This is a genomic window from Faecalibacterium sp. Marseille-Q0746 (assembly GCF_017377595.1).
Lineage (GTDB): Bacteria > Bacillota > Clostridia > Oscillospirales > Ruminococcaceae > Faecalibacterium > Faecalibacterium duncaniae.
Genome location: NZ_JAFREI010000010.1, coordinates 79,794 through 102,286 on the forward strand (window position 1 = coordinate 79,794; position 22,493 = coordinate 102,286).

A 22,493-nucleotide genomic window follows, 5' to 3' on the forward strand; every position below is an offset into this window, starting at 1 on the left:
ATCCTCGCCCTCTCCGTCATTGCTTTGCAATGCCACCTCTCCCAAAGGGAGAGGCAATTGCGGCTCAACGGTCAGCTTCTGCTGGCGTAGACGCTGCATCGGCTCTCCCTTTGGGAGAGCTGGACGCGAAGCGGCCTGAGAGGGCGGGCAATCTTATAAAGTGAGGGAACAACTTATGAAAATGAATCACCATTACGGCGAGCTGAAGGCAAGCTACCTGTTCGTGGACATTGCCCACAAGGTGGCCGCCTATCAGGAAGCACACCCCGAAAAGGAGATCATCCGCCTGGGCATCGGCGATGTGACCCAGCCTCTGGCAAAGTGCGTGGTCACCGCCATGCAGGATGCCGCCGCTGAGATGGGCACCAAGGAGGGCTTCCACGGCTACGGCCCCGAGCAGGGCTATCCGTTCCTGAAGCAGGCCATTCAGGGCTACTACGCAGGCCGCGGCACCCAGCTGGCTGAGGACGAGATCTTTATCTCCGACGGTGCCAAGAGCGACCTGGCCAACGTGCTGGGCCTGTTTGATGTGGACAACACCGTTCTGGTCCCGGACCCCGTTTACCCCACCTATGTGGACGACAACGTGACCGACGGCCGCAAGATCATTTACGGCCGCACCAGCCAGGAGAACGGCTTCCTGGGGATGCCCGATGACAGCGTGAAGGCTGACATCATCTACATCTGCAGCCCCAACAACCCCACCGGTGCCGCCTACACCCGCGAGCAGCTCAAGGCCTGGGTGGACTACGCCAAAAAGAACAACGCCGTTATCCTGTACGATGCCGCCTACGAGTGCTTCATCACCGATCCCGCTCTGGCACGCAGCATCTTTGAGGTGGAGGGTGCCCGCGAGTGCGCCATTGAGATCTGCTCCTTCTCCAAGATCGCAGGCTTCACCGGCACCCGCTGCGGCTACACCATCGTGCCCCACGAGCTGGAGCGCGAGGGCATGAACCTGAACAAGCTGTGGCTGCGCCGCCAGACCACCAAGTTCAACGGCGTGCCCTACGTCGTTCAGCGCGCTGCTGCCGCCGTGTTCACCGAGAGCGGCATGGCTGAGATCCAGGCCAACCTCGATTACTACCGCCAGAACGCCAAGGTCATTGCCGACGCGCTGGACGAGTGCGGCGTGTGGTACTGCGGCGGCAAGAACAGCCCCTACATCTGGCTGCGCTGCCCCGGCGGCATGAAGAGCTGGGAATTCTTCGATTGGCTGCTGGAGAACTGCGGCGTGGTCGGCACCCCGGGTGTCGGTTTTGGTGAGTGCGGCGAGGGCTACTTCCGCCTGACCGCCTTCGGCGATGCCGAAAAGACCAAGATCGCCGCCCAGCGCATCAAGGCCGCCATCCAGGCCCTGTAATCTTACACAAGCAAAAAGGCGATGCAGTTTTGAACAGCTGCATCGCCTTTTTCTTTTATTTCCGGCCCGTCAGCCGGTTGAGCAGCATCACTGCCAGAACAATGATGCCGATGACAAGGATGATGCCGACCATCCCGATCAGCATCATCGGCAGCGTGGTCATCCACGAAGTAAGATGAAGCATGCGATCACCTCCGTTAAACCATCAGGGTCAGGATCAGGCCGCCTGCAATGACGGACGCGATCTGTCCCGAAACGTTGACGCTGATGGAATACATCAGCAGGAAATTCTGGTTGTCCTCTTCCAGGCCCATCTTGTTGACCACACGGCCGCTCATGGGGAAGGCCGAGATACCGGCCGCGCCGATCATGGGGTTCAGCTTTTTGCCCTCCGGCCGGAAAAGGTTCAGCAGCTTTGCAAACAGCACGCCGCCTGCCGTATCAAAGACAAAGGCCACCAGACCCAGTGCAAGGATGAGCAGGGTGTCGGGCCGCACGAACTTGTCGGCGGTCATCTGCCCGGCAACGGTCAGGCCCAGCACGATGGTGATGAGGTTTGCCAGCACATTCTGGGCGGTCTCGCTCAGCACATTCAGCACCCCGCACTCCCGCAGCAGGTTGCCGAACATCAAAAAGCCCACCAGCGCCACACTGGCCGGAGCCACCATGCCTGCAATGATCGTGACCACGATGGGGAACAGGATCTTGGTCAGCTGGGAAACACTGCCCTTTTCATAGGACATCCGGATGCGGCGCTCCTTCTGCGTGGTCAGCAGCCGGATCACGGGCGGCTGCACGATGGGCACCAGCGCCATGTAGCTGTAGGCTGCCACCATGATGGCACCGAGGTACTGGGAGTTGAGCGTGTTGGCCACGAAAATGGCGGTAGGGCCGTCTGCCGCACCGATGACAGCGATGGAGGCAGCATCCTTCAGGTCAAAGAAGAAGCCCGCCAGAAACAGGGTAAAGAAGATGCCGAACTGGGCCGCCGCACCAAAGAGCATCAGCCACGGCTTTTCCAGCAGCGGGCCAAAATCGATCATGGCACCGATGCCGATGAAGAGCAGCAGTGGGAACAGCTCGTTGGACATGCCTGCTTCAAACAATGCAGAGATGGGGCCGACCGTATCCCCCTGCGTGATGGCACCCGAGAGAGGCAGGTTGACCAGAATGGCACCAAAGCCCATGGGCAGCAGCAGGCTCGGCTCCATCTTTTTGGCGATGGCAAGGTAGATGAGCAGCGCACCGATGCCCCACATCACCACCATCTGCCAGGTCAGATTCCCAAAATTGGAAAAGAGACTGGCGAATGTGTTCAGAAGATCCATATTTATTTTTCCTCCTTGTGTTCCTGTGCCGGGCAAGAAAAAAGAGACCCCTGCCACAGCACTCTGTCTGTGACAAAAGTCTCAAGCCAACACATGACATCGGGCATTTCTGCCGTGATGACGCTGCCATGCAGCACCCCGCAGGCCCTGCGGAATGCCCTTTACTCCCTTTTATCGATTTTAATTAAATCAGAATGCAGTCCCCTCTGTCAAGGGGTTCCTGCATTTCTTTGCCAAACTTTGCTTCAGCGCTCAAACGTTGTGCTGAGGGTGGTCTCCCAGGTCTGGCCGGGGGCAAGGCAGGCGGCAGCGGCGCGCTGGCTCCACTCCTGGGGATCGGTCTGGGCACCGGGCAGGGAGTGCCACGGCTCAATGCAGACAAAGCGCACAGGCTTTGCCGGAGCCGACCAGATGAGGGTATAGGGGTAACCCTCCACATTGCAGACGATCCCCTTGCCGGTGTCCTTCTCGTAGATGCCCAGCGTGCGGCTGCGCAGACCGGCCATGCAGAAGCTGTCGTTCTCAAACAGATCGTCTGTCAGGGGGATGCTCTGCTCGTTCTTCCACCGGTAACCGCACTTGCCCGTCAGCAAGCCGTCGGGGTAAGCGTCCAGGATCATCGGGCTTTCCGGCCGGTCGAAGCGGAACTCGTAATCGGTGGTGGTGTGCTTGTCATCAAAGGGGATGCGGAACGCCGGGTGGTAGCCGATGCCAAACCGCAGCTCCTCGGCGGCATCGGCGGGGTTGGTGACGGTCAGGGTGTGGTGCACCGTCCTGCCCTCCAGCCGGAAGGTGCTGGTCAGAACAAAATCAAAGGGGAAGCGCTCTGCCTTGCTCTTTTCATCCGAGCGCAGCTCCAGCCGGATGGTGTCACCCTCGGCGCAGAGCAGGGTGTGCTCCACGTCTCGGGCAAAGCCGTGCTGACCACCGGTGTAAGTCTTGCCCTTGTGGGTAAAGGCCCCGCCGGTCAGCTTGCCCGTCCAGGGGAAAAGGATGGGAGCGTGGCGCTTCCAGACAGCCGGGTCGGCCTGCCAGAGCATCTCCTGCCCGGCGGCATTTTTCAGGCTGACTGCTTCGGCACCATGGGTATCCACGGTCAGGGTCAGGAATTCGTTGTGAATGGTTGCCTGCATGATTCATCTCTCCTTTTTATCTGTTGACGATGTGCTCGCCGTTTCCTTCCAGCCAGGTGCGCAGGTTCCGGGTGGTAATGTCCATCAGGTTCTGCAAAGCCTCCCGGGTAGTCCACGCAATGTGCGGTGTGAGGATCGCGTGGGGTTCTGCCCGCAGGGGGCTTTCCTGAGGCAGAGGCTCGGTGACAAAGGCATCGGCCCCGTAAAAGCCCAGCTGACCGCTGTGGAGGGCCGCTGCCACGGCCTCCTCATCCACCAGCGCGCCCCGGGCCGTGTTGAGCAGAATGGCCCCGGGCTTCATCTTCGCCAGCGCCTCCGCGTTGACAAGGCCCCGGGTCTGGGGCGTGGCCGGGCAGTGCAGGCTGAGAATATCGCACCGCCTCAGCAGGGTATCATAATCCACGAACTCCACACCGTCGGCGGCGTATTCTGGCCGGACGGTGCGGGTGCAGACCAGTACCTCCATTCCAAAGGCTCTGGCAATGCGGGCCGACTGCCGCCCGATGCTGCCATAGCCGTAAACGCCATAGGTCTTGCCGTAGAGTTCCATCTGGGGCAGCAGGCCGATGCTCTCCGGGATATCCAACTGCCAGCATCCCTGCTTGACGGCACGGTTGTAGCGCTCCGCGCACTGGCAGATGGCCAGCAGCAGGCTGAAGGTCATCTGGGCCACGCTGTAGGTAGAATAGCCCGGCACATTGGCCACTGCAACGCCGTGGCGGCGGCAGGCTTCCAGATCCAGGTTGTCGGTGCCCGTGGCGATGATGCCTACCCATTTCAGGTTCGGGCACTGCTGTAAGATCTTCTCATCTATGCGGCACTTGTTCAGCAGAACGATGTCCGCATCTCCAATGCGGGGGGCGATCTCCTCGTAGGTCGTGCGGACATAGCTGGTGGTATCCGGCACCAGCGCCTTTACCCCCGACCAGTCGAGGTCGCCTTCCTCCATGACATAGCTTTCCAGAATGACAGCTTTCATCTCAGTCCTCCAACAATACGTCCTCGCTCAGCACCTGACCGATGGGCTTGGCAATGCACAGGTCTGCCTGCGCATCGGCCCCGGTGGGCTGCATGTTGATGACCACCAGATGGCGGCCCCGGAAGTACCGGATGAGCCCCGCCGCCGGGTAGACCACCAGACTGGTGCCGCCGATGATGAGAGTATCCGCCTTGCGGATGGCAGACACGGCCCCGGAGAGCACTTCCTCGTCCAGCCCTTCCTCATACAGAACGACATCCGGCTTGACGATGCCGCCACACTTGGGGCAGCGGGGCACGCCGGTACTGTTGGCAATGAAGTCCACATCGTAGAACGCGCCGCACTTCACGCAGTAGTTGCGCAGGGTGCTGCCGTGGAGCTCGTAAACGGTCTTGGAGCCAGCCGCCTGATGCAGGCCGTCGATGTTCTGGGTGACGATGGCTTTCAGCTTGCCCTCCCGCTCCAGCTTTGCCAGCCGCAGGTGGGCAGCGTTGGGCTTTGCCCCCTTCACAATGAGCTTATCCCGGTAGAACCGGTAGAACTCCTCGGGGTTCTCCTCCCAGAAGGTGTGGCTCAGGATGGTCTCGGGCGGGTAATCGTACTTCTGGTGGTACAGGCCGTCCACGCTGCGGAAATCGGGGATGCCGCTTTCGGTGGAGACCCCCGCGCCGCCAAAAAAGACGATGCGGTCGCTCTCGGCAATGATTTTTTCCAGTGCAGGAACCATAAAAGAAACGCTTCCTTTCCGGCAGATCGTTGTGTTTTGGATAGCTCCAGTATAACACAAATCCAGCGGAAGGGAAGCGTTTCTTTTTTTGATGGGATCGTCCCCTTGCTCAGCGCCCGTTTTCGGCAAACAGGGTCCCCAGTGCATCCAGCAGATCATGCGGGAGCATCCCGGTTTCCCCGTGCAGGGCAGCGGCACGGTCGGCAGCGGCACCGTGGAGATAAACGGCACAGGCAGCGGCCTCAAAGGCAGGCAGACCGCAGGCCAGCAGGGCGCTGGTCATGCCCGCCAGCACATCCCCGCTGCCGCCCCGGGAAAGCCCCGGGTTGCCGGTGGGATTGACCGCACAGCGGCCATCCGGCCCTGCAATGACGGTATGTGCCCCCTTCAGCACCACCACAGCATTCCATGCTTTCGCATAGCGCAGCGCCGTGCCTTCCCGGTCCGCATTGATCTCTGCCGCAGAGCGCCCGGTCAGCCGGGCCATCTCGCCGGGGTGGGGCGTTAAAATCAGTTCTCCTTGAGGGTGAGGCATTTTTTCCGTTTGGAGCAGGTCAGCGGCGGCGTTCAGGCCGTCCGCATCCAGCACTGCACTGCCGGAAAAGCCGGGCAGGAGCGTTTTTACCAGCGTTCGGGTCTCGGCGGCACGGGCCGCGCTCTGGGCCGTATAACCCAGCCCGGGGCCCGCCAGCAGGACAGAGGCCTTCTGCCGCCGGATGCGGTCGATATTCTGGGGCGAGATGCCGCCCTCTGCCCCCGCTTCGCAGGGGCAGAGACAGCACTCGGGCAGGCGGGCAGCCACCGCCGCCAGCACCGGCTCCACACTTGCCAGCGTAACGATACCGGCCCCTGTGCGCAGGGCACCTTCCACGGCCAGCGCCGCCGCGCCCCGGTAGGACGCACTGCCCGCCACCGCCAGCACGGAGCCAAAGATCCCCTTATGCGCATCCCGGGGACGGGGCTGAATCTTCTGCCAAACAAAATCAGAAGTTGTTTCGAACATAGGCGGCTCCTTTCAGGTAAGATTTCGCCCTCTCAGTCAAAGCCTTACGGCTTTGCCAGCTCCCCCAAAGGGGGAGCCTATTGCGGGTCTTGGATAAAGGCAGCATTGCCTCTCCCTTTGGGAGAGGTGGCAGCGCGTAAGCGCTGACGGAGAGGGCGAGGATGTTACCCTTCCCCCTGCAAATACCTCCGGATCTCCTTCTCCGCCTCCTGCACCTCTTCATGGAACATGCGGGCAGAGACACGGAGGGCACCATGGCCCAGGATGATGACCTGTTCCATGCCATCGGAGGTGGCCACGCGGACGCGGCGGCCCTTGCCGATCTCATGGGTGACACGCTCGATGAACATGTCGGCGGTCTCGGCTTCCCGGGTGTAGACCACATGGATATTGTGGTACTGCTCTATGCTGCCGGGGCTGCCCGGCACACGGTAGGCATCAAACACAAGGATGAGCACGCACTTCTTAAAGCCCTGATAGTTGCAGAGGATGTCCATCAGCCTGTGGCGGGCCGCTTCCAGGCTCTCTTTGGAGAGTGCGTTCAGCTCGTCCCATGCAAAGATGATGTTGTAGCCGTCCACCAGCAGGTATTCGGGCTGGATCTCCCACTGCTCGGCGTTGAAATCGGGGCGTTCCCGCTTCTGGGTGGGGCGGAACGCCGCCAGCGGGTCCCGCTTGATGGGCCCATAGGTCTGTTCAAAGATCTTCAGCAGCTCAGCATCCTCTTCCAGGGTAGCGCGGTAGGCGGCCATCCGGCGGGGGCGGGCCTGCACCGTTTCCTCGGTCTTTGCAGTCTTGCCCCAGCCGCTGTCTACATGCATGTGGCTGCGCACCTGCTCCCAGGGCACCACAAATCCGGCCCCGTGGGCGCAGAACACCGAATCCGCCGGGTTGTCGAGGTCGTGTTCCGGCTCATAGCCCGCGGCCTCGATGACCTCTGCTGCATTGTGGCAGGGACGGTAGCCGTCCAGCGTCAGGGTCAGGTGTCCCCTGCCCCGGGTGTAGCCCACCACCTCCATGGGGTAGCTGCGCATGGTGGAGGCCGGTGCCGTGCCGGTAAGCAGGGTGGTATCCCCGTCGGCTCCGGTCTCGGGCGGGTCAAAGCTGCCGCCCATGTTCTGGATATCGTTCATGGCGCGGCCCACATTGTCAGAGGGCAGCTCCAGCCGGAAGGCATACCACGGCTCCAGCAGCTGGGTCTTGTGGATCTGGTCTGCCATCATCAGGCCCTGCCGGACGGCGCGGTAGGTCGCCTGCCGGAAGTCGCCGCCCTCGGTGTGCTTGAGGTGAGCGCGGCCCGCAATGAGGGTGATCTTCACATCGGTCAGGGGTGCCCCGATGAGTACACCCAGATGCTGCTTTTCCTCAAGATGCGTCAGCACCAGCCGCTGCCAGTTCTTGTCCAGCACCTCTTCCCGGCAGTCGGTGGCAAACTGCATTCCGCTGCCCCGGGGCAGCGGCTCCAGCTTGAGGTGGACTTCCGCATAGTGGCGCAGGGGCTCGTAGTGGCCCACACCCTCCATGGCTTCGGTGATGGTCTCCTTATACAGGATGCCGCCGGGGCCGAAGCTGACCTCCAACCCGTACCGCTCGGCCAGCAGGCTTTTCAGCACCTCCAGCTGGATCTCGCCCATCAGCTGGACATGGATCTCGCCCAGGGTCTCGTTCCAGACCACATGGAGCTGGGGCTCCTCCTCTTCCAACCGATGGAGCTTTCCCAGCGCGGCGTGCACATCCGCGCCCTCGGGCAGCAGCACCTGATAGCTCAGCACCGGCTCCAGCACCGGCAGGTCGCTGTCCCGTTCCGCCCCCAGACCCTCGCCCGGGCGGGCTTTGGTCAGGCCGGTAACGGCGCACACCTGGCCGGGGCCGATGCACTCTGCCAGCGTAAACTTTGCGCCGGAGTAGAGCCGCAGCTGGTTGGCCTTTTCGGCCCATGGCTCCCCGTCGACCTCTCCGGCAAGCTGGGCTTTCACCCTGAGCACACCGCCGGTCACCCGCAGCCAGGTCAGGCGGTTCCCCTGCTCATCCTGGCTCACCTTGAACACCTTGGCCCCGAAGGCTTCCAGCGCGGGAGCCGGGCGGGTATAGCGGTCCAGGCCCTCCACCAGCGCATCCACACCCTGCAGCTTCAGGGCTGAGCCAAACCAGCAGGGAAACACATGCCGCCGGGCAATGGCGGGGATGAGGTCGGTATCGGTCAGGTTTCCCCGGTCCAGCATTGCCTCCATCAGCCGCTCATCGCAGAGAGCCAGCGCCTCGTCCCGGTCAGCCTGCTCTGCCCCAAAATCCACAAAGCCATCCCCCAGCCGACGGTTCAGCTGGGTCAGAAGCGCTTCCCTGCCCGGGCCGGGCAGGTCCATCTTGTTCACGAACACAAAGGTGGGGATGCGGTACCGCCGCAGCAGCCGCCAGAGCGTCTCGGTATGGCTCTGCACGCCATCGGTGCCGCTGATGACCAGCACCGCATAATCCAGCACCTGCAGTGTCCGCTCGGTCTCCGTGGAAAAATCCACATGGCCCGGGGTGTCCAGCAGGGTAAAATCGGTATTGCCCGCCGTGAAGAGGGCCTGCTTGGAGAAAATGGTAATACCGCGCGCCTTTTCCAGCGCGTCGGTGTCCAGAAAGGCATCCTTATGGTCCACGCGACCCAGCTTGCGGATGGTGCCGGTGCCGTAGAGCAGGGCCTCGGAAAGGGTGGTCTTGCCGCTGTCCACATGGGCCAGAATGCCGATGACCAGCTGTTTGTGCTCTTGTTCCATGCCGCGGCCCCCTTACAGCACGCTGGCGATCAGCGCAGCAGCGACCAGCGGCAGGCCCAGCACCAGATTGGAGAGCAGGCTGCAATAGGTGCGCTCCTCGGGTTCCAGCTCCTCAAAGGAGACGATCTTCTCATCCGCATAGTCGATGATGGAGCGGGTGGAGTGGATCTTTTTCTGCCGCTTGCCCATCCCCTTGAATTCCTCCAGCAGATGGTGGATGGTTACGCCATCCAGCCGCAGGTAGTCCACCCAGGCCCAGATGAGCAGCACCACGCCGCACAGAAAGCCCGGGGCCTCCCAGATGGTAAACGTGCCATCGCTGACATAGCGCTGCCACAGCAGCATCAGCACGGCCACAATGGAGGTGCGGGTCACGGTCTTATATAAAATGGGGTGGAACATGTAGCGTTTGTACATCGAGGTCAGTTTCTTCATGGTGCGCTCCTTATTGATACAGATACACTTTATTGTATCATGTTTTCGTGAAAAAAGATAGCTGTTTTGTGCGCGCCGTGTGAACGATTCACCCCTTTTATCTGTTCTTCTCGGATATACAGTTCTTTCCATTTTATAGTAATTTTTTCCACACTCTTTTTCCATGAAAGTGTTTGTCACCGTTTTGTTTCCAATTCAGTGCTGCGGCGGATTGACTTCTTTCCAGTAAAGTGCTAAAATATACAGCGGTGCGACTTTTGTCTTTCCTGCGCACTTTTTGGAAAGGCAGACAGCCTCACTGCGTTTAGGAAAAGGAAAAACGCGCGGCTCTGTCCGCGCAAGATCTGGGAGGATCATCCAATGAGCTTCAATTTTGATCGCCGCACCTTCCTGAAGGGTGCAGGTGCTGTGGGTGCCGCCAGCCTGCTGGCAGCCTGCGGCGAAAAGTCCAACAACACCGGCAATGGTGCTGCCGCCAGCGGCGCTGCTGCCCCCAACTCCACCGGCGCTACCCCCCTGAAGGAGTTCATCTCCTTTGAGAGCGGCAACCGTGAGCTGGAAAGCTGGAACATGCTGTACACCCAGAAGGCTGAGGATGCCAATGTGGTCACCAACCTGTGGGACGGCTTGCTGAGCTTTGACTGCTACGGCAAGGTGGTGCCCGCCATCGCTTCCAGCTGGGAGCACAATGAGGATGCCACGGTCTGGACCTTCCACCTGCGGGACGATGTGGACTGGGTGGATTGCAACGGTGAGGTGAAAGCTCACCTGACCAGCAAGGACTTCCTGGTTGGTTTTGAATGGGTGATGAACGCCATCAAGAACGAGGCCAACAACACCTCCATGCCCAACGATACCATTGTGGGCGCTTACGAGTACTACGAGCTGACCAAGGAAGCCGGTGACGCTGCCGCTGACATGACCTACGAGGACATGCTGGCTGCCGGTGTGGGCATTGAGGCTCCGGATGATTACACTCTGGTGTTTACCTGCCCCAGCGCCTGCCCCTATTTTGATACCGTTGCCGCCTACAACAGCTTCTACCCCGTGGCTCCTGCTCTGATCGAGGAGCTGGGTGTCGATGGCTTCCGGAGCTGCGACAACACCACCATGTGGTACAACGGACCCTATGTGGTGGAGGAGTACATCCAGGGCAACACCAAGAGCTACATCCCCAACCCCAACTACTACGATGCTGCCAATGTCAGCCGCTTTGAGCGCTTCACCGTCACCATGATCAGCGACGGTTCCATCAGCTTGCAGCTGTATCAGAACCGCGAGCTGGACGAGGTGGACCTGGGCGAGAGCAACATCACCACCATTCAGTCCGATCCTTCCAACGAGTACAATCAGCAGCTGTGCGAGAAGCGTGCCAAGAAGTTCAGCTACTGCTTCATCTTCAACTACGACAAGAAGAACACCGATGGCACCCCCGATGAGAACTGGAACAAGGCCATTGCCAACAAGGCCTTCCGTCAGTGCTTCTCCAAGGGCATGGTGCTGAACAAGTTCTTCGCCCGTTACAACCCCATCAATCCCCTGAAGTGTGAGAACGATTTCTTCACCATGAAGGGCCTGTGCTACACCTCTGACGGCACCGACTACACCAACCTGGTGGCCAAGGAGATGGGTCTGGACGGCGAAGCTTACGATGGCAAGACCATGAAGCGCCTGCGCGCCAACAACGGCGACATCACCGAGCTGAAGAAGCAGGCCATGGAAGAGCTGAGCGCCATTGGTGTCACCTTCCCTGTTCACTGCTCCTACTACATTCTGGCCGGCTCCACCACCGCTCTGGACAGCGCAACCGTCCTGAAGCAGTGCTTCACCGACAGCTTCGGCGATGATTTCATCGTGCTGGATATCAACACCTTCGTGTCCTCCACCATGAAGGAAGTCGTGGCGCCCAAGCTGCAGAGCTTCACCCACATGGGCTGGGGCGCTGACTTCGGCGATCCCATCAACTTCCTGACCCAGATCATCGTTCACGACGACAATGCTTACTACAGCTGCAACATGACCAACATCGCAGGCATTGTGAACAATGGCCCCGCCAGCTACCAGACCGAGCTGGTTGCCGCCTACGAGAAGTTCACCGATCTGGTGAACGAGGGCCGTGCCATCGTTGACGACACTGATGCGCGCTACGCTGCATTTGCCAAGGCCGAAGCTTACTTCCTGGACGAGAACCTGATCTTCCCCACCGTCTACGATATCACCTGGTGCCTGACTCACGTCAACGAGTACAGCAAGATCAACGCTATGTATGGTCCCTGCAACTACAAGGCTGTGAACTGGGAGACCAGCGAGGAGGCTTACACCACCGAACAGTACGATGCGTTTGCCGCCGCATTCGACGCAGCCACTCAGGCCTGATCGCGTGAACCAGTAGCCAATCGCAAAAAGCAGAACCGGACGTTTTTGAAGCGTCCGGTTCTTTTTTGCTCCCTGACAGCACAAAACCCCGCCGCGCGGGAAAACTCCCAGCGCGGCGGGGTCATTGTGTTAAAATACAGGAAAGCGGTTCAGCTTACAGCTGGCTTTCATACTCCTTGCGGTAGCCCTCCAGCTCACGCTGGTTGCCATACACGAAGTGGCCGTTTGCAATCTCTTCCCAGACCGGCTTGTCCACGCTGTAATCGTGGATCGAGGGGTCATAGACCAGCAGCTTCTTGTGCTTTTCAAGGCTGGGGTCAGGGATGGGAACCGCGCTCAGCAGGGCTTTGGTGTAGGGATGCAGCGGATGGAGGAACAGCTCCTCCGCCTCAGCCAGCTCCACGATGCGGCCCTTACTGATAACAGCGATACGGTCCGAGATGAACCGAACCACCGACAGGTCATGTGCAATGAACAGGTAGGTCAGGCCGCGGCTCTTCTTCATCTCGTTCAGCAGGTTCAGCACCTGTGCACGGATGGAGACATCCAGTGCAGAGATGGGCTCATCGGCCACGATGAACTCCGGCTCCATGACCAGTGCACGGGCAATGCCGATACGCTGGCGCTGACCGCCCGAGAACTCGTGGGGGAAGCGGGAGGCAAACTCCGGCAGCAGGCCGACCTCATGCAGGGCGTTCATCACCTTTTCGTGCAGGTCTTCCTGATCTTTGTAGAGATGATGGTTCAGCAGGCCCTCAGCAATGATATACTCCACCTTGGCACGCTCGTTCAGCGAAGCCATGGGGTCCTGGAAGATCATCTGGATCTTGCGGATGACCTCTTTGTCCAGTTCCTTGGAGATCTTGCCGTTGATCTTCTGGCCCTTGAAGAAGATGTCGCCGCCGGAGGTCGGGTTGATGCGGCAGATGGCACGGCCAATGGTGGTCTTGCCGGAGCCGGACTCGCCGACCAGCGAGAAGGTCTCGCCCTTATAGATGTCAAAGTTGACATGATCGACAGCAACAAATTTCTTCTTACCGGAGCCAAAGGTGATCTGAAGGTCTTTCAGCTCAATCAGCTTTTCGCGTTCAGCCATTTAAGTTGGCGCCTCCCATCTTTCCCATTTTCTCACGCAGGTTCTGGATGGAGTGCGGCCGCTCGATCTTAGGAGCGCGCGGGTCCAGATACCAGGTCTTTGCGGCGTGGGTCTCGGACACCTGGAAGAACGGAGGCTCTTGCACAAAGTCGATTGCCAGCGCATGCTTGTTGCGGGGCGCAAATGCGTCACCCTTGATCTCGTTGAACAGGTTCGGGGGAGTACCGTCCACGCTGGGCAGGGCCTCACCCTTGGTGCCCAGCTGCGGCAGAGCCTGCAGCAGAGCCCAGGTGTAGGGGTGCCATGCGTCGTAGAAGATTTCCTCCACGGTGCCGTATTCCACGATCTGGCCGGCGTACATCACGGCCACACGGTCTGCCACGTTTGCCACAACACCCAGGTCATGGGTGATGTAGATAACGGACATGCCCAGTTCCTTCTGCAGGTCGCGGATCAGCTGCAGGATCTGTGCCTGAATGGTCACGTCCAGTGCAGTGGTGGGCTCGTCGCAGATCAGGATCTGCGGGCGGCAGGCCGCTGCAATAGCAATGACGACACGCTGACGCATACCGCCGGAGAACTCGTGGGGGTACTGCTCGTACCGACGCTCGGGGTCGGGGATACCCACCTTGCCCAGCATCTCGATGGCAGCCTTTTTGGCTTCCTCGCCCTTCAGACCCTGGTGATGCTCAATGCTCTCCTGGATCTGCTTGCCGATCTTCTTCAGCGGGTTCAGGCTGGTCATGGGGTCCTGCATGACCATGGCGATCTTCTTGCCGCGGACACCCAGCCAATCCTTCTCGGTGAACTTGGTCATATCGCGGCCTTCATACATGATGGAGCCGCCGGTGATCTTACCGTTGGCATCCAGCATACCCACAAAGTTCTTGGTGAATACGGACTTGCCCGAGCCGGACTCGCCCACGATGGCAAGGGTCTCGCCTTCGTACAGGTCCAGCGAGCACTTGCGGATGGCGTTCAGCTTGCGGCCGCGCAGGCTAAAAGTGATCTCCACGTCTTTGGCAGAGATAATCGGTTGTCTATCCATTTACGTCTCTCTCTCCAATCTATCAAACGTGGTTGCGCGGATCAGCCGCATCCGACAAAGCGTTGCCCATGATATAGAAGGAAATGGAAATGATGGACACGATGGATGCAGGGAAAACCAGCAGGTACGGATAATCCAGGAAGAAGCCGCGCACCTTGCTCAGGATCAGGCCCAGAGAAGGCGTGTCGATGCCCAGGCCCAGGCCCAGGTAGGACAGCGTGGATTCCAGATTGATGGTGCCCGGGATGGAAAGCGCCATACGCAGGATGATAACGGAGACCAGATACGGCAGGATGTTCTTGGTCAGCACGCGCCACAGCGGGGTGCCCAGGCAGCGGGACGCGAGGTTATACTCGCGGTCACGGAACATGAACACCATGTTGCGGACACGGCGTGCCATAGAAAGCCAGTTGATGGCGATCATGGAGATGGCCATGATCCAAAAGCTCTGGCCCACCATCAGGGCGATCAGGGTCATATAGATGATATAGGGCACGTTGTCGATCAGGTTGTACAGCTCCGTGAAGAAGCGGTCCAGACTGCGCACATAGCCCCAGATCAGGCCGAAGATCACGCCCACGATGCTTTCGCCCACGGCGACCACCAGAGCCAGACGGATGGAAACCTGGGTGGCATACCACACCTGGCACCAGTAGTCACGGCCCAGGTTGTCGGTACCGAACCAGTACTCACTGTTGGGCTTGATGAAAGCCTTGCTGGAATCAGAGATCAGGGTGGTGTAGTGATACTTGCCGATGCCCAGCGCAATGAAGGAGAACACCGTCAGCGCCAGGAACAGGATCAGGCAGAAGACAGCGACCTTCTGCTTGAGGAAGTTCTGGATGACAGAACCCCAATAGGAATAGTTGGAGTAGCCGATGCGTTCCGCTTCTTCCGGGGAATAATCCACAAAGTAGAACAGTTCTTCGGGCTTCTTGCCCTCAAAATCCGATGCCTTAGCCATCAGCGAGCCTCCTCCTTTCCGGTCAGAGTAATACGGGGGTCAACCACCATCATCAGCACATCGCCCAGGAACACGCCCACGATGCCCAGCACAGCGTAGAGGATGACCAGGGTCTGCACAACGTTCAGGTCATAGCGCTGGATGGCATCCGTCAGCAGGGGGCCCATGCCGGGAACGGAGAAGAACCGTTCCATCAGCAGGGAGCCGCCAACCGTCAGCAGGATGGACTGGGGGATATACTGCACCATGGGAACCATGGCGTTGCGCAGAACATGCTTAAACATGATCTCGCGGGAGCTCAGGCCCTTGACACGGGCCAGCTTGATATAGTCGCGGGTCAGCTCATCCACCATGTAGCGGCGGGTCCACAGGGCATAGCCTGCAATAGATGCCAGCGAAAGGCAGGTGATGGGCAGCACGCTGGAAGCACTCACATTGCGGGTGGAGTACAGCGTGGGGAATCCCAGGTACTTGGAACCAAAGACCAGCACCAGAGAATACGACACCAGCGACGGGACCGCGTTGACGAACACGGTGTAGGCCGTGCCGATCCAGTCGAATACCTTGTCCTTGAATGCCGCCTGCAGGATGCCCATCAGCACACCGACCACCAGAGAGATGCCGGAGGCGATGAGGCCCAGACGCATGGAGACACCAAACTTTTTGCCAATGACCTTGACCACCGGGGCACCGTTCTGAATGCGGCGGGAAGTGCCGAAATCCAGATGCAGCAGGTTGTTATAGAACTTGACCAGCTGGGTGGGGATGGGATCGGTCAGGCCAGCTGCTTCCAGAGCGGCGGTCTTCTGCTGATCGGTAAACTTCATGAGCTGTTCCTCAGTGAAGTAGTAGTCCGTCGGCAGGCAGCGCATCATCAGGAAAACTGCTGTTGCGATCAGAAAGATTGTGACAAGCGACTGGAGCAGCCGCTTAACCGTGTATTTTAACATGTTATCGAACCCTTAACTTTTATTTCTACCCTTTCGGGCGGGGAAACGGGGAACTTAAGCCTTGGTAGCTGCGTCAAATGCAGCGGCGAACTCCTCGTACTGCTCGGTGGTGTAAGCCTCTTCGCTGGTCTCCCAGTTCACAGCCTTGTAGTTGCAGGGACCATACATAGCGTTGATCTTGCTGTACTCGTTGGCGTGGGTCAGAGTCCAGGAAACATCGAAGTTGCAGGGGCAGGCCAGAACGCTGTTCAGCATGCTGGCCTCAGCCTTTGCAAAGGCAGCGTAGCGGGCATCGGTATCATCAACGATGGCCTTTGCGGTGTTGACCAGATCGGTGAACTCCTCGTAGCAGGCCACCAGATCCTTCTGCCAGTCAGCGGGGCCGGCCTCCACGATCTTGGCGATGTTGGAGTAGTACCAGCTGTAGTAAGCGTTGTCGTCGTGCAGGATCTCCTGACCAACGAAGTTGACAGGATCGCCGTAGTCAGCGCCCCAGCCGTTGATGACGAAGCTCTGCAGCTGAGGATTACGGACTTCCTGAGTGATGGAGGAGACGTAGGTCTTGATGTCCAGCACGATGAAGTCATCGCCGAAGCTGTCGGTGAAGCACTGCTTCAGAACCGTTGCGGTATCCAGAGCGGTGGTGGAACCAGCGATGATGTGGTAAGCAGCGTGGACGGGGAAGGTGACGCCGATGGCGCTCAGCTCGTCCATGGCCTGCTTCTTCAGATCCGCGATGTCGCCGTTGTTGGCGCGCAGACGGATCATGGTCTTGCCGTCATAAGACTCCTTGTCGAAGCCCATCTCCTTGGCCACCAGAGTGGTGTACTCCTGGCCCTGGGTGTTATAGCAGACACCCGGCATGGTGTAGTAGTCGTTCTCGCACTTCAGGGGGTTGATCTTGTTGGTACGGGCATAGTAGTTGGTCAGATTCAGGCCCTTGTAGAAGCACTGACGGAAGGCGGTGTTGGCGATGGCCTTGTTCCAGTTGTCGTCGGGGGTGCCGTCCTCGTTGTTCTTCTGGTAGTTGAAGTGCATCTGGAAGCTGAACTTCTTGGGACGCTTCTCACACAGCTGAGCATTGTACTCGCTGTTGGGATCAGCCTGGATGGTGGTCAGGGTGCTCTCGCCCACATCCATCTCGTCCAGCTCACGGTTCTGGTACAGCTGGAAGGTGACGGTGCCGTCGCTGATCATGGTGACGGTGAAGCGGTCGAAGCGAGACACCTCGTCAGCTGCATAGTAGTTGGGGTTGGGGATGTAGCTCTTGGTGTTCTGGCTGATGAACTCCTCCACCACATAGGGACCATTGTACCACATGTTGGTGTAATCGCATGCACGGAAGCCCTCGATGCCCAGCTCGTTGATCAGATCCTCAGAGACGGGGTAGAAGCTGGTGTAGGCAGCAACGGTATCGAAGTAGGGGCAGGGATCCTTGCAGGTGAAGACCAGGGTGTAGTCATCCGGAGCCTCAACGCCCACGCCTGCATCCAGCATATCCTGGTAGGTCAGCTCGGCAGCAGCATCGCCCATATCGCTGGTCTTCTGATAGTAATCAGCAGCACCGGTCAGGGTCTCGTTGGGCATGGAGGTGTTGTTGGCCTGGTTCTTGGCTGCGTTCAGCACCCACTCCAGACCCACGAGGAAGTCCTTGCTGGTCAGGTGAGCCTTGACCTCGCCGTTCACATCCACCCAGTCCACATCGTCGCGGAGGTTGAAGGTCCAAACGGAAGAGTCCTCATTGTGGCTCCACTCCTTGGCCACGGAAGGCACAGCCTTGCCGTAGCAGTCAAAGCTCAGCAGACCTTCCCACAGGTTGGTGGTGACATTCATGTCGGAAGCCATCTGGCTGTACAGCATGTTCCAGCTCTCCAGCTCACGGTTGGTGCTCTCCCAGGAGATGAACTCCTTCAGCGGGGTAGCGCCGGTGGTGTTGGGAGCGCTGGTAGCACCAGAGGAAGCGGCGGTGGAGCTGCTGCCAGAGTTGCCGCCGCAGGCGGCCAGAATGCCGGCGGCACCAACGACACCGGAAGCCTTCAGAAAGCTGCGGCGGCTGATTGCATGAGACTCGTAGTTGTTGTTCATTGTGTTTTCCTCCCTATAATAATTCCGTGCTTCAGTGCATGGTGCAGGGCGGGATGTCCTGCTGTTTTCCCACTATTCTGCGGAGGTTTTTTGAATCCTGTATTGCCAGGGAATACAAAAGAGCGCAGAAACAGACCCCTCTGTCTGCACCTGTGCTCCTCCCGCAAAACCTTAACACGTCATATATTGTACCATTGAAATAAAAAGATGTCAATGGAACACACACAGCTTTTTCTTCAAAAAGCAAAGTCTGCCGCGCAAAAACGATGAAATATATTTGCTTTTACATGGTAAAGCGTGCAGGAAATTTAACAGACCATGCTGCGGACAAAACAACCGGAATTGTTCTTGTCAAAAAGACACCGTATTTTCTGCTTTATATTCTAAAAGAGCAGGCGCTCCACGCTTTGCGAAGAGCTCCTGCTTTTGGAAAACCGAATTATTAAAACAAGTCACCGGGCCAGTGCGTTCTGGATCTTTGCAAAATCCTCCAGCGTCAGGGCCTCAGGACGGATGCGGGCATCGAAACCGGCGGCTTCAATGGCAGCGGTCACGGCATCCTTGGGCATCCCCAGGCCGCTGGCAATGGCATTGGCGGCAGTCTTGCGCCGCTGGCCAAAGGCCGCGCGGACAAGGGCAAAGTAGCCCTCCTCGTCCTCCACCTGCACGGCGGGGGTGGGGCGGATCTCCATCCGCACCACAGCGCTGGTCACCTTGGGGGCCGGGTAAAAGCTGCCCGGGGCGGCGGTGAACATCATCTTAGAGGTCGCGTAATAGCTCACCGCGCAGCTGATGGCGCTGGAGGCCCGGGTGCCCGGAGCGGCAGCCAGACGATCGGCAGCTTCCTTCTGCACCATCACGGTCAGGCTCTCAATGGGCAGGCGGTCACCCAGCAGCTTCATCACAATAGGGCTTGTGATATAGTAGGGCAGGTTGGCGCAGACAGCCACCGGCATCCCGGGGAACTCCTGCGCGATCAGGGCTTTCAGGTCCACCTTGAGCACATCCTGCAATACCAGCTTGAAGTTGTCCACACCGGCCATGGTCTCGGCCAGCAGGGGCGGCAGGCGCTCATCCACTTCGATGGAGACCACCTTTGCCGCCCGCTTTGCCAGCTCCCGGGTCAGCACGCCGATGCCGGGGCCGATCTCAAGCACACCGTAGCGCTTGTCCACGCCGCTGGCATCCACGATCTTGGGGGGCAGGCCGGGGTTGACGATGAAGTTCTGGCCAAAGCCCTTGGAGAGGGCAAAATCATATTTTTCGCACAGGGCGCGCACATAAGACAGGTCGGTCAGTTCGGGCATGGCTCTATCCTTTCTTTTCCAAAATAACCCTCTCAGTCTCGCTTCGCTCGCCAGCTCCCCCAAAGGGGGAGCTTTTGACAAAACCGCAAACTTTGCATGAATTGCCAAGACCTCGCCCTTCGGGAGAGGTGGCAGCGCGTCAGCGCTGACGGAGAGGGTTGTTCTCTTATTCTTGACTACTGGATGCAGTGCTCTCCCCTGCTGCTTCACTTTCGGCGGGCGCGGTCTCTGCCGGAGTGCTCTCGGCAGATGCAGCCTCAGCGTCCCCCTCTGCTACGCTCTCGGCGGCGGCACTGTCGGCAGCTTCACTGGAAGCCGCTTCGTTGACACCGCTCACGGTGGTGGTGCCGCTCATCTGCTGGGCAGTGCTCACGGCACGCTGGATCTGGGGATCGTTCTCCACAGTGTAATCATAGTATGCGGTCTGTTCGTCCGCAGTCAGGGGCCGCTCCACATCCACGGTCAGGCCGGTGCCGTCAAAGCAGCTGCCGTCGCCGCAGACCAGCTTTGCCACGGTAACCACCACGGCACTGCCATCGGACAGGCGCTGGGGACTGCTCTGGATGGTGCCCTTGCCCTGCGTGGTGGTGCCCACCAGACGGGCACCATTCAGGGTGCGCAGGCTGCTGGCAAAGAGTTCCGCAGCGCTGGCAGTGCTTCCGTTGACCAGGCAGACAACGGGCAGGTCGATCCGGGACTCGCTGGTGCTGGTGCCCAGCAGGGTCTGGGTGCCGTTCTTGTCCTCAGCAAAGGCCAGCGTGCCCTCCGGGGCGATCAGGTCGATGCACTGGATGGCATCGTCCAGCAGGCCGCCGCCGTTGTCGCGCAGGTCAAACACCAGGCTGCCTGCGCCGCTGGCGCTCAGGCTGCGGATGGCGTAATCCAGCTCGCTGGGGGTGGTGGAATCAAACTGGCGGATCCGGATGTAGCCCACATTGCCCTGCACCATCTGGTAATCCACGGTGGTGGAGCTGTAGCCGGAGTGGGTCAGGTCAGCGGTATGCTCGGCGGCCTCGCTGTCCAGCCAGGTCACATTGACGGTGGTGCCGCTCTCGCCGCGCAGGCGGGTCTGGATGGCATCCACGCTGCTCATGCTCTTGACATCGGTGCCGTCCACGGCGGTGATGTAGTTGCCGACCTGGATGCCTGCCTCCTTGGCGGGGGATTCATCGTAGACCTTGATGACCTTGGCATAGCCGGACTGATCCACAGCCAGCTCCACGCCGATGCCGATCAGGGTGCCGTTCTGGGTATTCATCAGCTCCGTATAGGCGGTAGCGCTGAAATAGCGGGCGTATTTGTCGCCGGTGCCCAGCAGGTAGCCAGCCGTCAGGCGGTCGTAGAGGGTGGTCTCATCGATGGGATAGTAATCGTTGCTGCGGACATAGCGGTCCACCTCAGCGATCTTGTTGTACATGCTTTCCTTTTCCTTCACGCTGGAAACGGTGCTGTCAAACAGGCGCATCGCCACCAGCATGGTGATAGAAAAGGTAACGGTCATGGCCAGGATGACGATGCTGACCGCCATGCCGACCGATATCTTACGGTTCATCTTCTTCCCTCCTCTGTCAGACCAGCAGCATCATAACCACGCTGCCCAGCATGGAAAGTGCAAAGATCCCTGCCAGGATCAGACAGCCCACGCGCAGGATGCGCTTGCGTTTTTCTTCCTTCATAAGCCCTGACGGCCTCCTTTGATACAATGCAGATTATTTCATGGGGATATAACCACGGGGGTTGACGGCATTGGCCTTGGAGCCGCCCTTCCAGACCTCCAGATGGAGGTGGTTGCCGGTAGAGTTGCCCGTGCTGCCCACATAACCGATGATCTCACCCTGCTGGACATACTTGCCTGCCGAGGTGGCGACCGACCGCATGTGGCCGTACAGGGTGCTGTACTGGTTGCCATCGGACATTTTGCCGTGGTAGATGATGACATAGTTGCCGTAGCCGCCGCTGGACCAGCCCGCCACCTGCACATAGCCGCTGGCGGCTGCATAGATGGGCGTGCCGCCCGGGGCGGCAAAGTCGGTACCGGCGTGGAGCTTGTTGACCCCCGTAACGGGGTTCTTGCGCCAGCCGTACTCACTGGAAATGCGGCTATAACTCTTGAGCGGGCAGATGAAGCCGGTAAAGCTCAGGGTGGGCTTGGAGGCAGCGGCCGCAGCGATCATCTTCTGGATCTGCTTCTTGACCGCCTCATAGTTCATCTCGTCCGATTCAATGGCGGCCTGCGCATCCTTCTGGGCCTGCTGCGCCTCGGCAGCGCTCATCTGGGCGGCGGCCACGCTGGAGTTGAGCTCGTTCTGTTTGGCACGCATCTGGCTGTTCTGGGCATCCAGATCTGCCTTTTTGCTTTGCAGCTCGCTGCGCTGGGATTCCAGCGTCAGCTTATCGCTTTCCAGCGCTTCCTTGGCGTTCTTCATGTTGTCCAGGATCTCGGTGTCCTTGATGGAGATGTCCTGCATGACCTCGTTGAAAGTCAGCAGCTCATACAGGTCGTTCACCGCAGACAGCATGGCAACGCTGCCGCCGTCCCGCAGCTCCTGCATGGCGGCCATGTGCTGCTTGAAATCCCCCCACTGGTCGGCGATCTCCGCTTCTTTTTCGGTGATCTGCTGTTCCTTGGCGGCGATCTCCTGTTCCTTCAGGCCGATGCTGTTCTGCACCTCGGCGATCTGGCCCTTCAGCACGCTGATCTGGCTCTGGACCACCGTGACCTTTTCCTTCAGCTCCGATTCCAGCGCCTTGGCGGCCTGCTCCTTCTTTTTTGCATTGGACAGTTCCTTTTTGTGCTGTACAATGGACTGGGAGAGCTTATCCAGCTTGTTCTGCAGGCTGGACATGCTGGTAGCCGCCGTGGCCGGGTAGACCGAAACGCTCAGCAGCAGGCAGGCCGCTGCCAGAAACAGGCTGGCGGCGGCCTGCCTGCTGCTG

18 protein-coding genes are annotated in these 22,493 nt (G+C 59.4%); 2 read left to right on the forward strand and 16 right to left on the reverse strand.

The window, feature by feature from the left end; genetic code table 11:
* The first annotated feature begins 175 nt into the window (after window positions 1–175).
* Window positions 176–1,363, forward strand: a complete 1,188-nt coding sequence (locus J3351_RS07635; protein ID WP_098922748.1) for an LL-diaminopimelate aminotransferase — start codon at window positions 176–178, stop codon at window positions 1,361–1,363.
* 55 nt (window positions 1,364–1,418) lie between these two features.
* Here J3351_RS07635 and J3351_RS07640 read toward each other — a convergent pair whose 3' ends face one another.
* The 8 genes from J3351_RS07640 to J3351_RS07675 form a co-directional block, all read right to left on the reverse strand.
* Entirely contained in the window at window positions 1,419–1,547 is a 129-nt protein-coding gene (locus J3351_RS07640; protein WP_097770616.1) for an oxaloacetate decarboxylase, read from the reverse strand.
* 13 nt (window positions 1,548–1,560) lie between these two features.
* Window positions 1,561–2,691, reverse strand: a complete 1,131-nt coding sequence (locus J3351_RS07645) for a sodium ion-translocating decarboxylase subunit beta (RefSeq protein ID WP_156068875.1) — start codon at window positions 2,689–2,691, stop codon at window positions 1,561–1,563.
* Between the two features lie 245 nt (window positions 2,692–2,936).
* Complete coding sequence (locus tag J3351_RS07650; RefSeq protein WP_207697459.1) at window positions 2,937–3,824, reverse strand: aldose 1-epimerase family protein; 888 nt, start codon at window positions 3,822–3,824, stop codon at window positions 2,937–2,939.
* Between the two features lie 16 nt (window positions 3,825–3,840).
* Window positions 3,841–4,803 carry a D-2-hydroxyacid dehydrogenase gene (locus J3351_RS07655; protein WP_207697460.1) on the reverse strand — a complete coding sequence of 321 codons (963 nt, stop codon included), beginning with the start codon at window positions 4,801–4,803 and terminating at the stop codon, window positions 3,841–3,843.
* Between the two features lies 1 nt (window position 4,804).
* Window positions 4,805–5,530: an NAD-dependent protein deacylase gene (locus J3351_RS07660; protein WP_097772381.1), complete on the reverse strand. Its 726-nt coding sequence runs from the start codon at window positions 5,528–5,530 to the stop codon at window positions 4,805–4,807.
* 109 nt (window positions 5,531–5,639) lie between these two features.
* Complete coding sequence (locus tag J3351_RS07665; protein ID WP_207697461.1) at window positions 5,640–6,533, reverse strand: NAD(P)H-hydrate dehydratase; 894 nt, start codon at window positions 6,531–6,533, stop codon at window positions 5,640–5,642.
* 164 nt (window positions 6,534–6,697) lie between these two features.
* Entirely contained in the window at window positions 6,698–9,295 is a 2,598-nt protein-coding gene (locus J3351_RS07670) for a translation factor GTPase family protein (protein ID WP_207697462.1), read from the reverse strand.
* 12 nt (window positions 9,296–9,307) lie between these two features.
* Window positions 9,308–9,730, reverse strand: a complete 423-nt coding sequence (locus J3351_RS07675; protein ID WP_099357215.1) for a hypothetical protein — start codon at window positions 9,728–9,730, stop codon at window positions 9,308–9,310.
* A gap of 360 nt (window positions 9,731–10,090) precedes the next feature.
* Between J3351_RS07675 and J3351_RS07680 the strand changes: the two genes are divergently transcribed.
* Window positions 10,091–12,106: an ABC transporter substrate-binding protein gene (locus J3351_RS07680; RefSeq protein WP_207697464.1), complete on the forward strand. Its 2,016-nt coding sequence runs from the start codon at window positions 10,091–10,093 to the stop codon at window positions 12,104–12,106.
* Window positions 12,107–12,260: 154 nt separating this feature from the next.
* Here J3351_RS07680 and J3351_RS07685 read toward each other — a convergent pair whose 3' ends face one another.
* From J3351_RS07685 to J3351_RS07720, 8 genes are all read right to left on the reverse strand, one after another.
* Entirely contained in the window at window positions 12,261–13,202 is a 942-nt protein-coding gene (locus J3351_RS07685) for an ATP-binding cassette domain-containing protein (RefSeq protein ID WP_005932252.1), read from the reverse strand.
* Window positions 13,195–14,250, reverse strand: a complete 1,056-nt coding sequence (locus J3351_RS07690) for an ABC transporter ATP-binding protein (protein WP_207697465.1) — start codon at window positions 14,248–14,250, stop codon at window positions 13,195–13,197. The genes J3351_RS07685 and J3351_RS07690 overlap by 8 nt, the downstream gene beginning before the upstream one ends.
* Before the next feature lie 22 nt (window positions 14,251–14,272).
* On the reverse strand, window positions 14,273–15,214 hold the full coding sequence (locus J3351_RS07695) for an ABC transporter permease (protein WP_097770607.1): 942 nt from the start codon (window positions 15,212–15,214) through the stop codon (window positions 14,273–14,275).
* The gene (locus J3351_RS07700) at window positions 15,214–16,164 is read right to left on the reverse strand and encodes an ABC transporter permease (RefSeq protein ID WP_156070707.1); all 951 of its coding nucleotides are present in this window, start codon (window positions 16,162–16,164) and stop codon (window positions 15,214–15,216) included. Before J3351_RS07700 ends, J3351_RS07695 begins: the two co-directional genes overlap by 1 nt.
* Before the next feature lie 54 nt (window positions 16,165–16,218).
* Window positions 16,219–18,249 carry an ABC transporter substrate-binding protein gene (locus tag J3351_RS07705; protein ID WP_207697466.1) on the reverse strand — a complete coding sequence of 677 codons (2,031 nt, stop codon included), beginning with the start codon at window positions 18,247–18,249 and terminating at the stop codon, window positions 16,219–16,221.
* A 452-nt stretch (window positions 18,250–18,701) separates the two neighbouring features.
* Entirely contained in the window at window positions 18,702–19,556 is an 855-nt protein-coding gene (gene rsmA, locus J3351_RS07710) for a 16S rRNA (adenine(1518)-N(6)/adenine(1519)-N(6))-dimethyltransferase RsmA (protein WP_097770604.1), read from the reverse strand.
* 166 nt (window positions 19,557–19,722) lie between these two features.
* Window positions 19,723–21,108 carry a S41 family peptidase gene (locus J3351_RS07715; protein WP_207685113.1) on the reverse strand — a complete coding sequence of 462 codons (1,386 nt, stop codon included), beginning with the start codon at window positions 21,106–21,108 and terminating at the stop codon, window positions 19,723–19,725.
* A gap of 157 nt (window positions 21,109–21,265) precedes the next feature.
* Window positions 21,266–22,468 (reverse strand): murein hydrolase activator EnvC, encoded by a 1,203-nt coding sequence (locus J3351_RS07720; protein WP_207697470.1) that lies wholly within the window; start codon window positions 22,466–22,468, stop codon window positions 21,266–21,268.
* Between the last annotated feature and the right edge of the window lie 25 nt (window positions 22,469–22,493).

What these genes read in the sequence shown, in the direction of transcription:
- J3351_RS07685 (WP_005932252.1), bottom strand. Translation starts at nt 13,202, where the DNA reads ATGGCTGAACGCGAAAAGCTGATTGAGCTGAAAGACCTTCAGATCACC.
- rsmA (WP_097770604.1), bottom strand. Translation starts at nt 19,556, where the DNA reads ATGCCCGAACTGACCGACCTGTCTTATGTGCGCGCCCTGTGCGAAAAA.
- J3351_RS07690 (WP_207697465.1), bottom strand. Translation starts at nt 14,250, where the DNA reads ATGGATAGACAACCGATTATCTCTGCCAAAGACGTGGAGATCACTTTT.
- J3351_RS07705 (WP_207697466.1), bottom strand. Translation starts at nt 18,249, where the DNA reads ATGAACAACAACTACGAGTCTCATGCAATCAGCCGCCGCAGCTTTCTG.
- J3351_RS07665 (WP_207697461.1), bottom strand. Translation starts at nt 6,533, where the DNA reads ATGTTCGAAACAACTTCTGATTTTGTTTGGCAGAAGATTCAGCCCCGT.
- J3351_RS07655 (WP_207697460.1), bottom strand. Translation starts at nt 4,803, where the DNA reads ATGAAAGCTGTCATTCTGGAAAGCTATGTCATGGAGGAAGGCGACCTC.
- J3351_RS07715 (WP_207685113.1), bottom strand. Translation starts at nt 21,108, where the DNA reads ATGAACCGTAAGATATCGGTCGGCATGGCGGTCAGCATCGTCATCCTG.
- J3351_RS07680 (WP_207697464.1), top strand. Translation starts at nt 10,091, where the DNA reads ATGAGCTTCAATTTTGATCGCCGCACCTTCCTGAAGGGTGCAGGTGCT.
- J3351_RS07640 (WP_097770616.1), bottom strand. Translation starts at nt 1,547, where the DNA reads ATGCTTCATCTTACTTCGTGGATGACCACGCTGCCGATGATGCTGATC.
- J3351_RS07700 (WP_156070707.1), bottom strand. Translation starts at nt 16,164, where the DNA reads ATGTTAAAATACACGGTTAAGCGGCTGCTCCAGTCGCTTGTCACAATC.
- J3351_RS07695 (WP_097770607.1), bottom strand. Translation starts at nt 15,214, where the DNA reads ATGGCTAAGGCATCGGATTTTGAGGGCAAGAAGCCCGAAGAACTGTTC.
- J3351_RS07645 (WP_156068875.1), bottom strand. Translation starts at nt 2,691, where the DNA reads ATGGATCTTCTGAACACATTCGCCAGTCTCTTTTCCAATTTTGGGAAT.
- J3351_RS07660 (WP_097772381.1), bottom strand. Translation starts at nt 5,530, where the DNA reads ATGGTTCCTGCACTGGAAAAAATCATTGCCGAGAGCGACCGCATCGTC.
- J3351_RS07675 (WP_099357215.1), bottom strand. Translation starts at nt 9,730, where the DNA reads ATGAAGAAACTGACCTCGATGTACAAACGCTACATGTTCCACCCCATT.
- J3351_RS07670 (WP_207697462.1), bottom strand. Translation starts at nt 9,295, where the DNA reads ATGGAACAAGAGCACAAACAGCTGGTCATCGGCATTCTGGCCCATGTG.
- J3351_RS07650 (WP_207697459.1), bottom strand. Translation starts at nt 3,824, where the DNA reads ATGCAGGCAACCATTCACAACGAATTCCTGACCCTGACCGTGGATACC.
- J3351_RS07635 (WP_098922748.1), top strand. Translation starts at nt 176, where the DNA reads ATGAAAATGAATCACCATTACGGCGAGCTGAAGGCAAGCTACCTGTTC.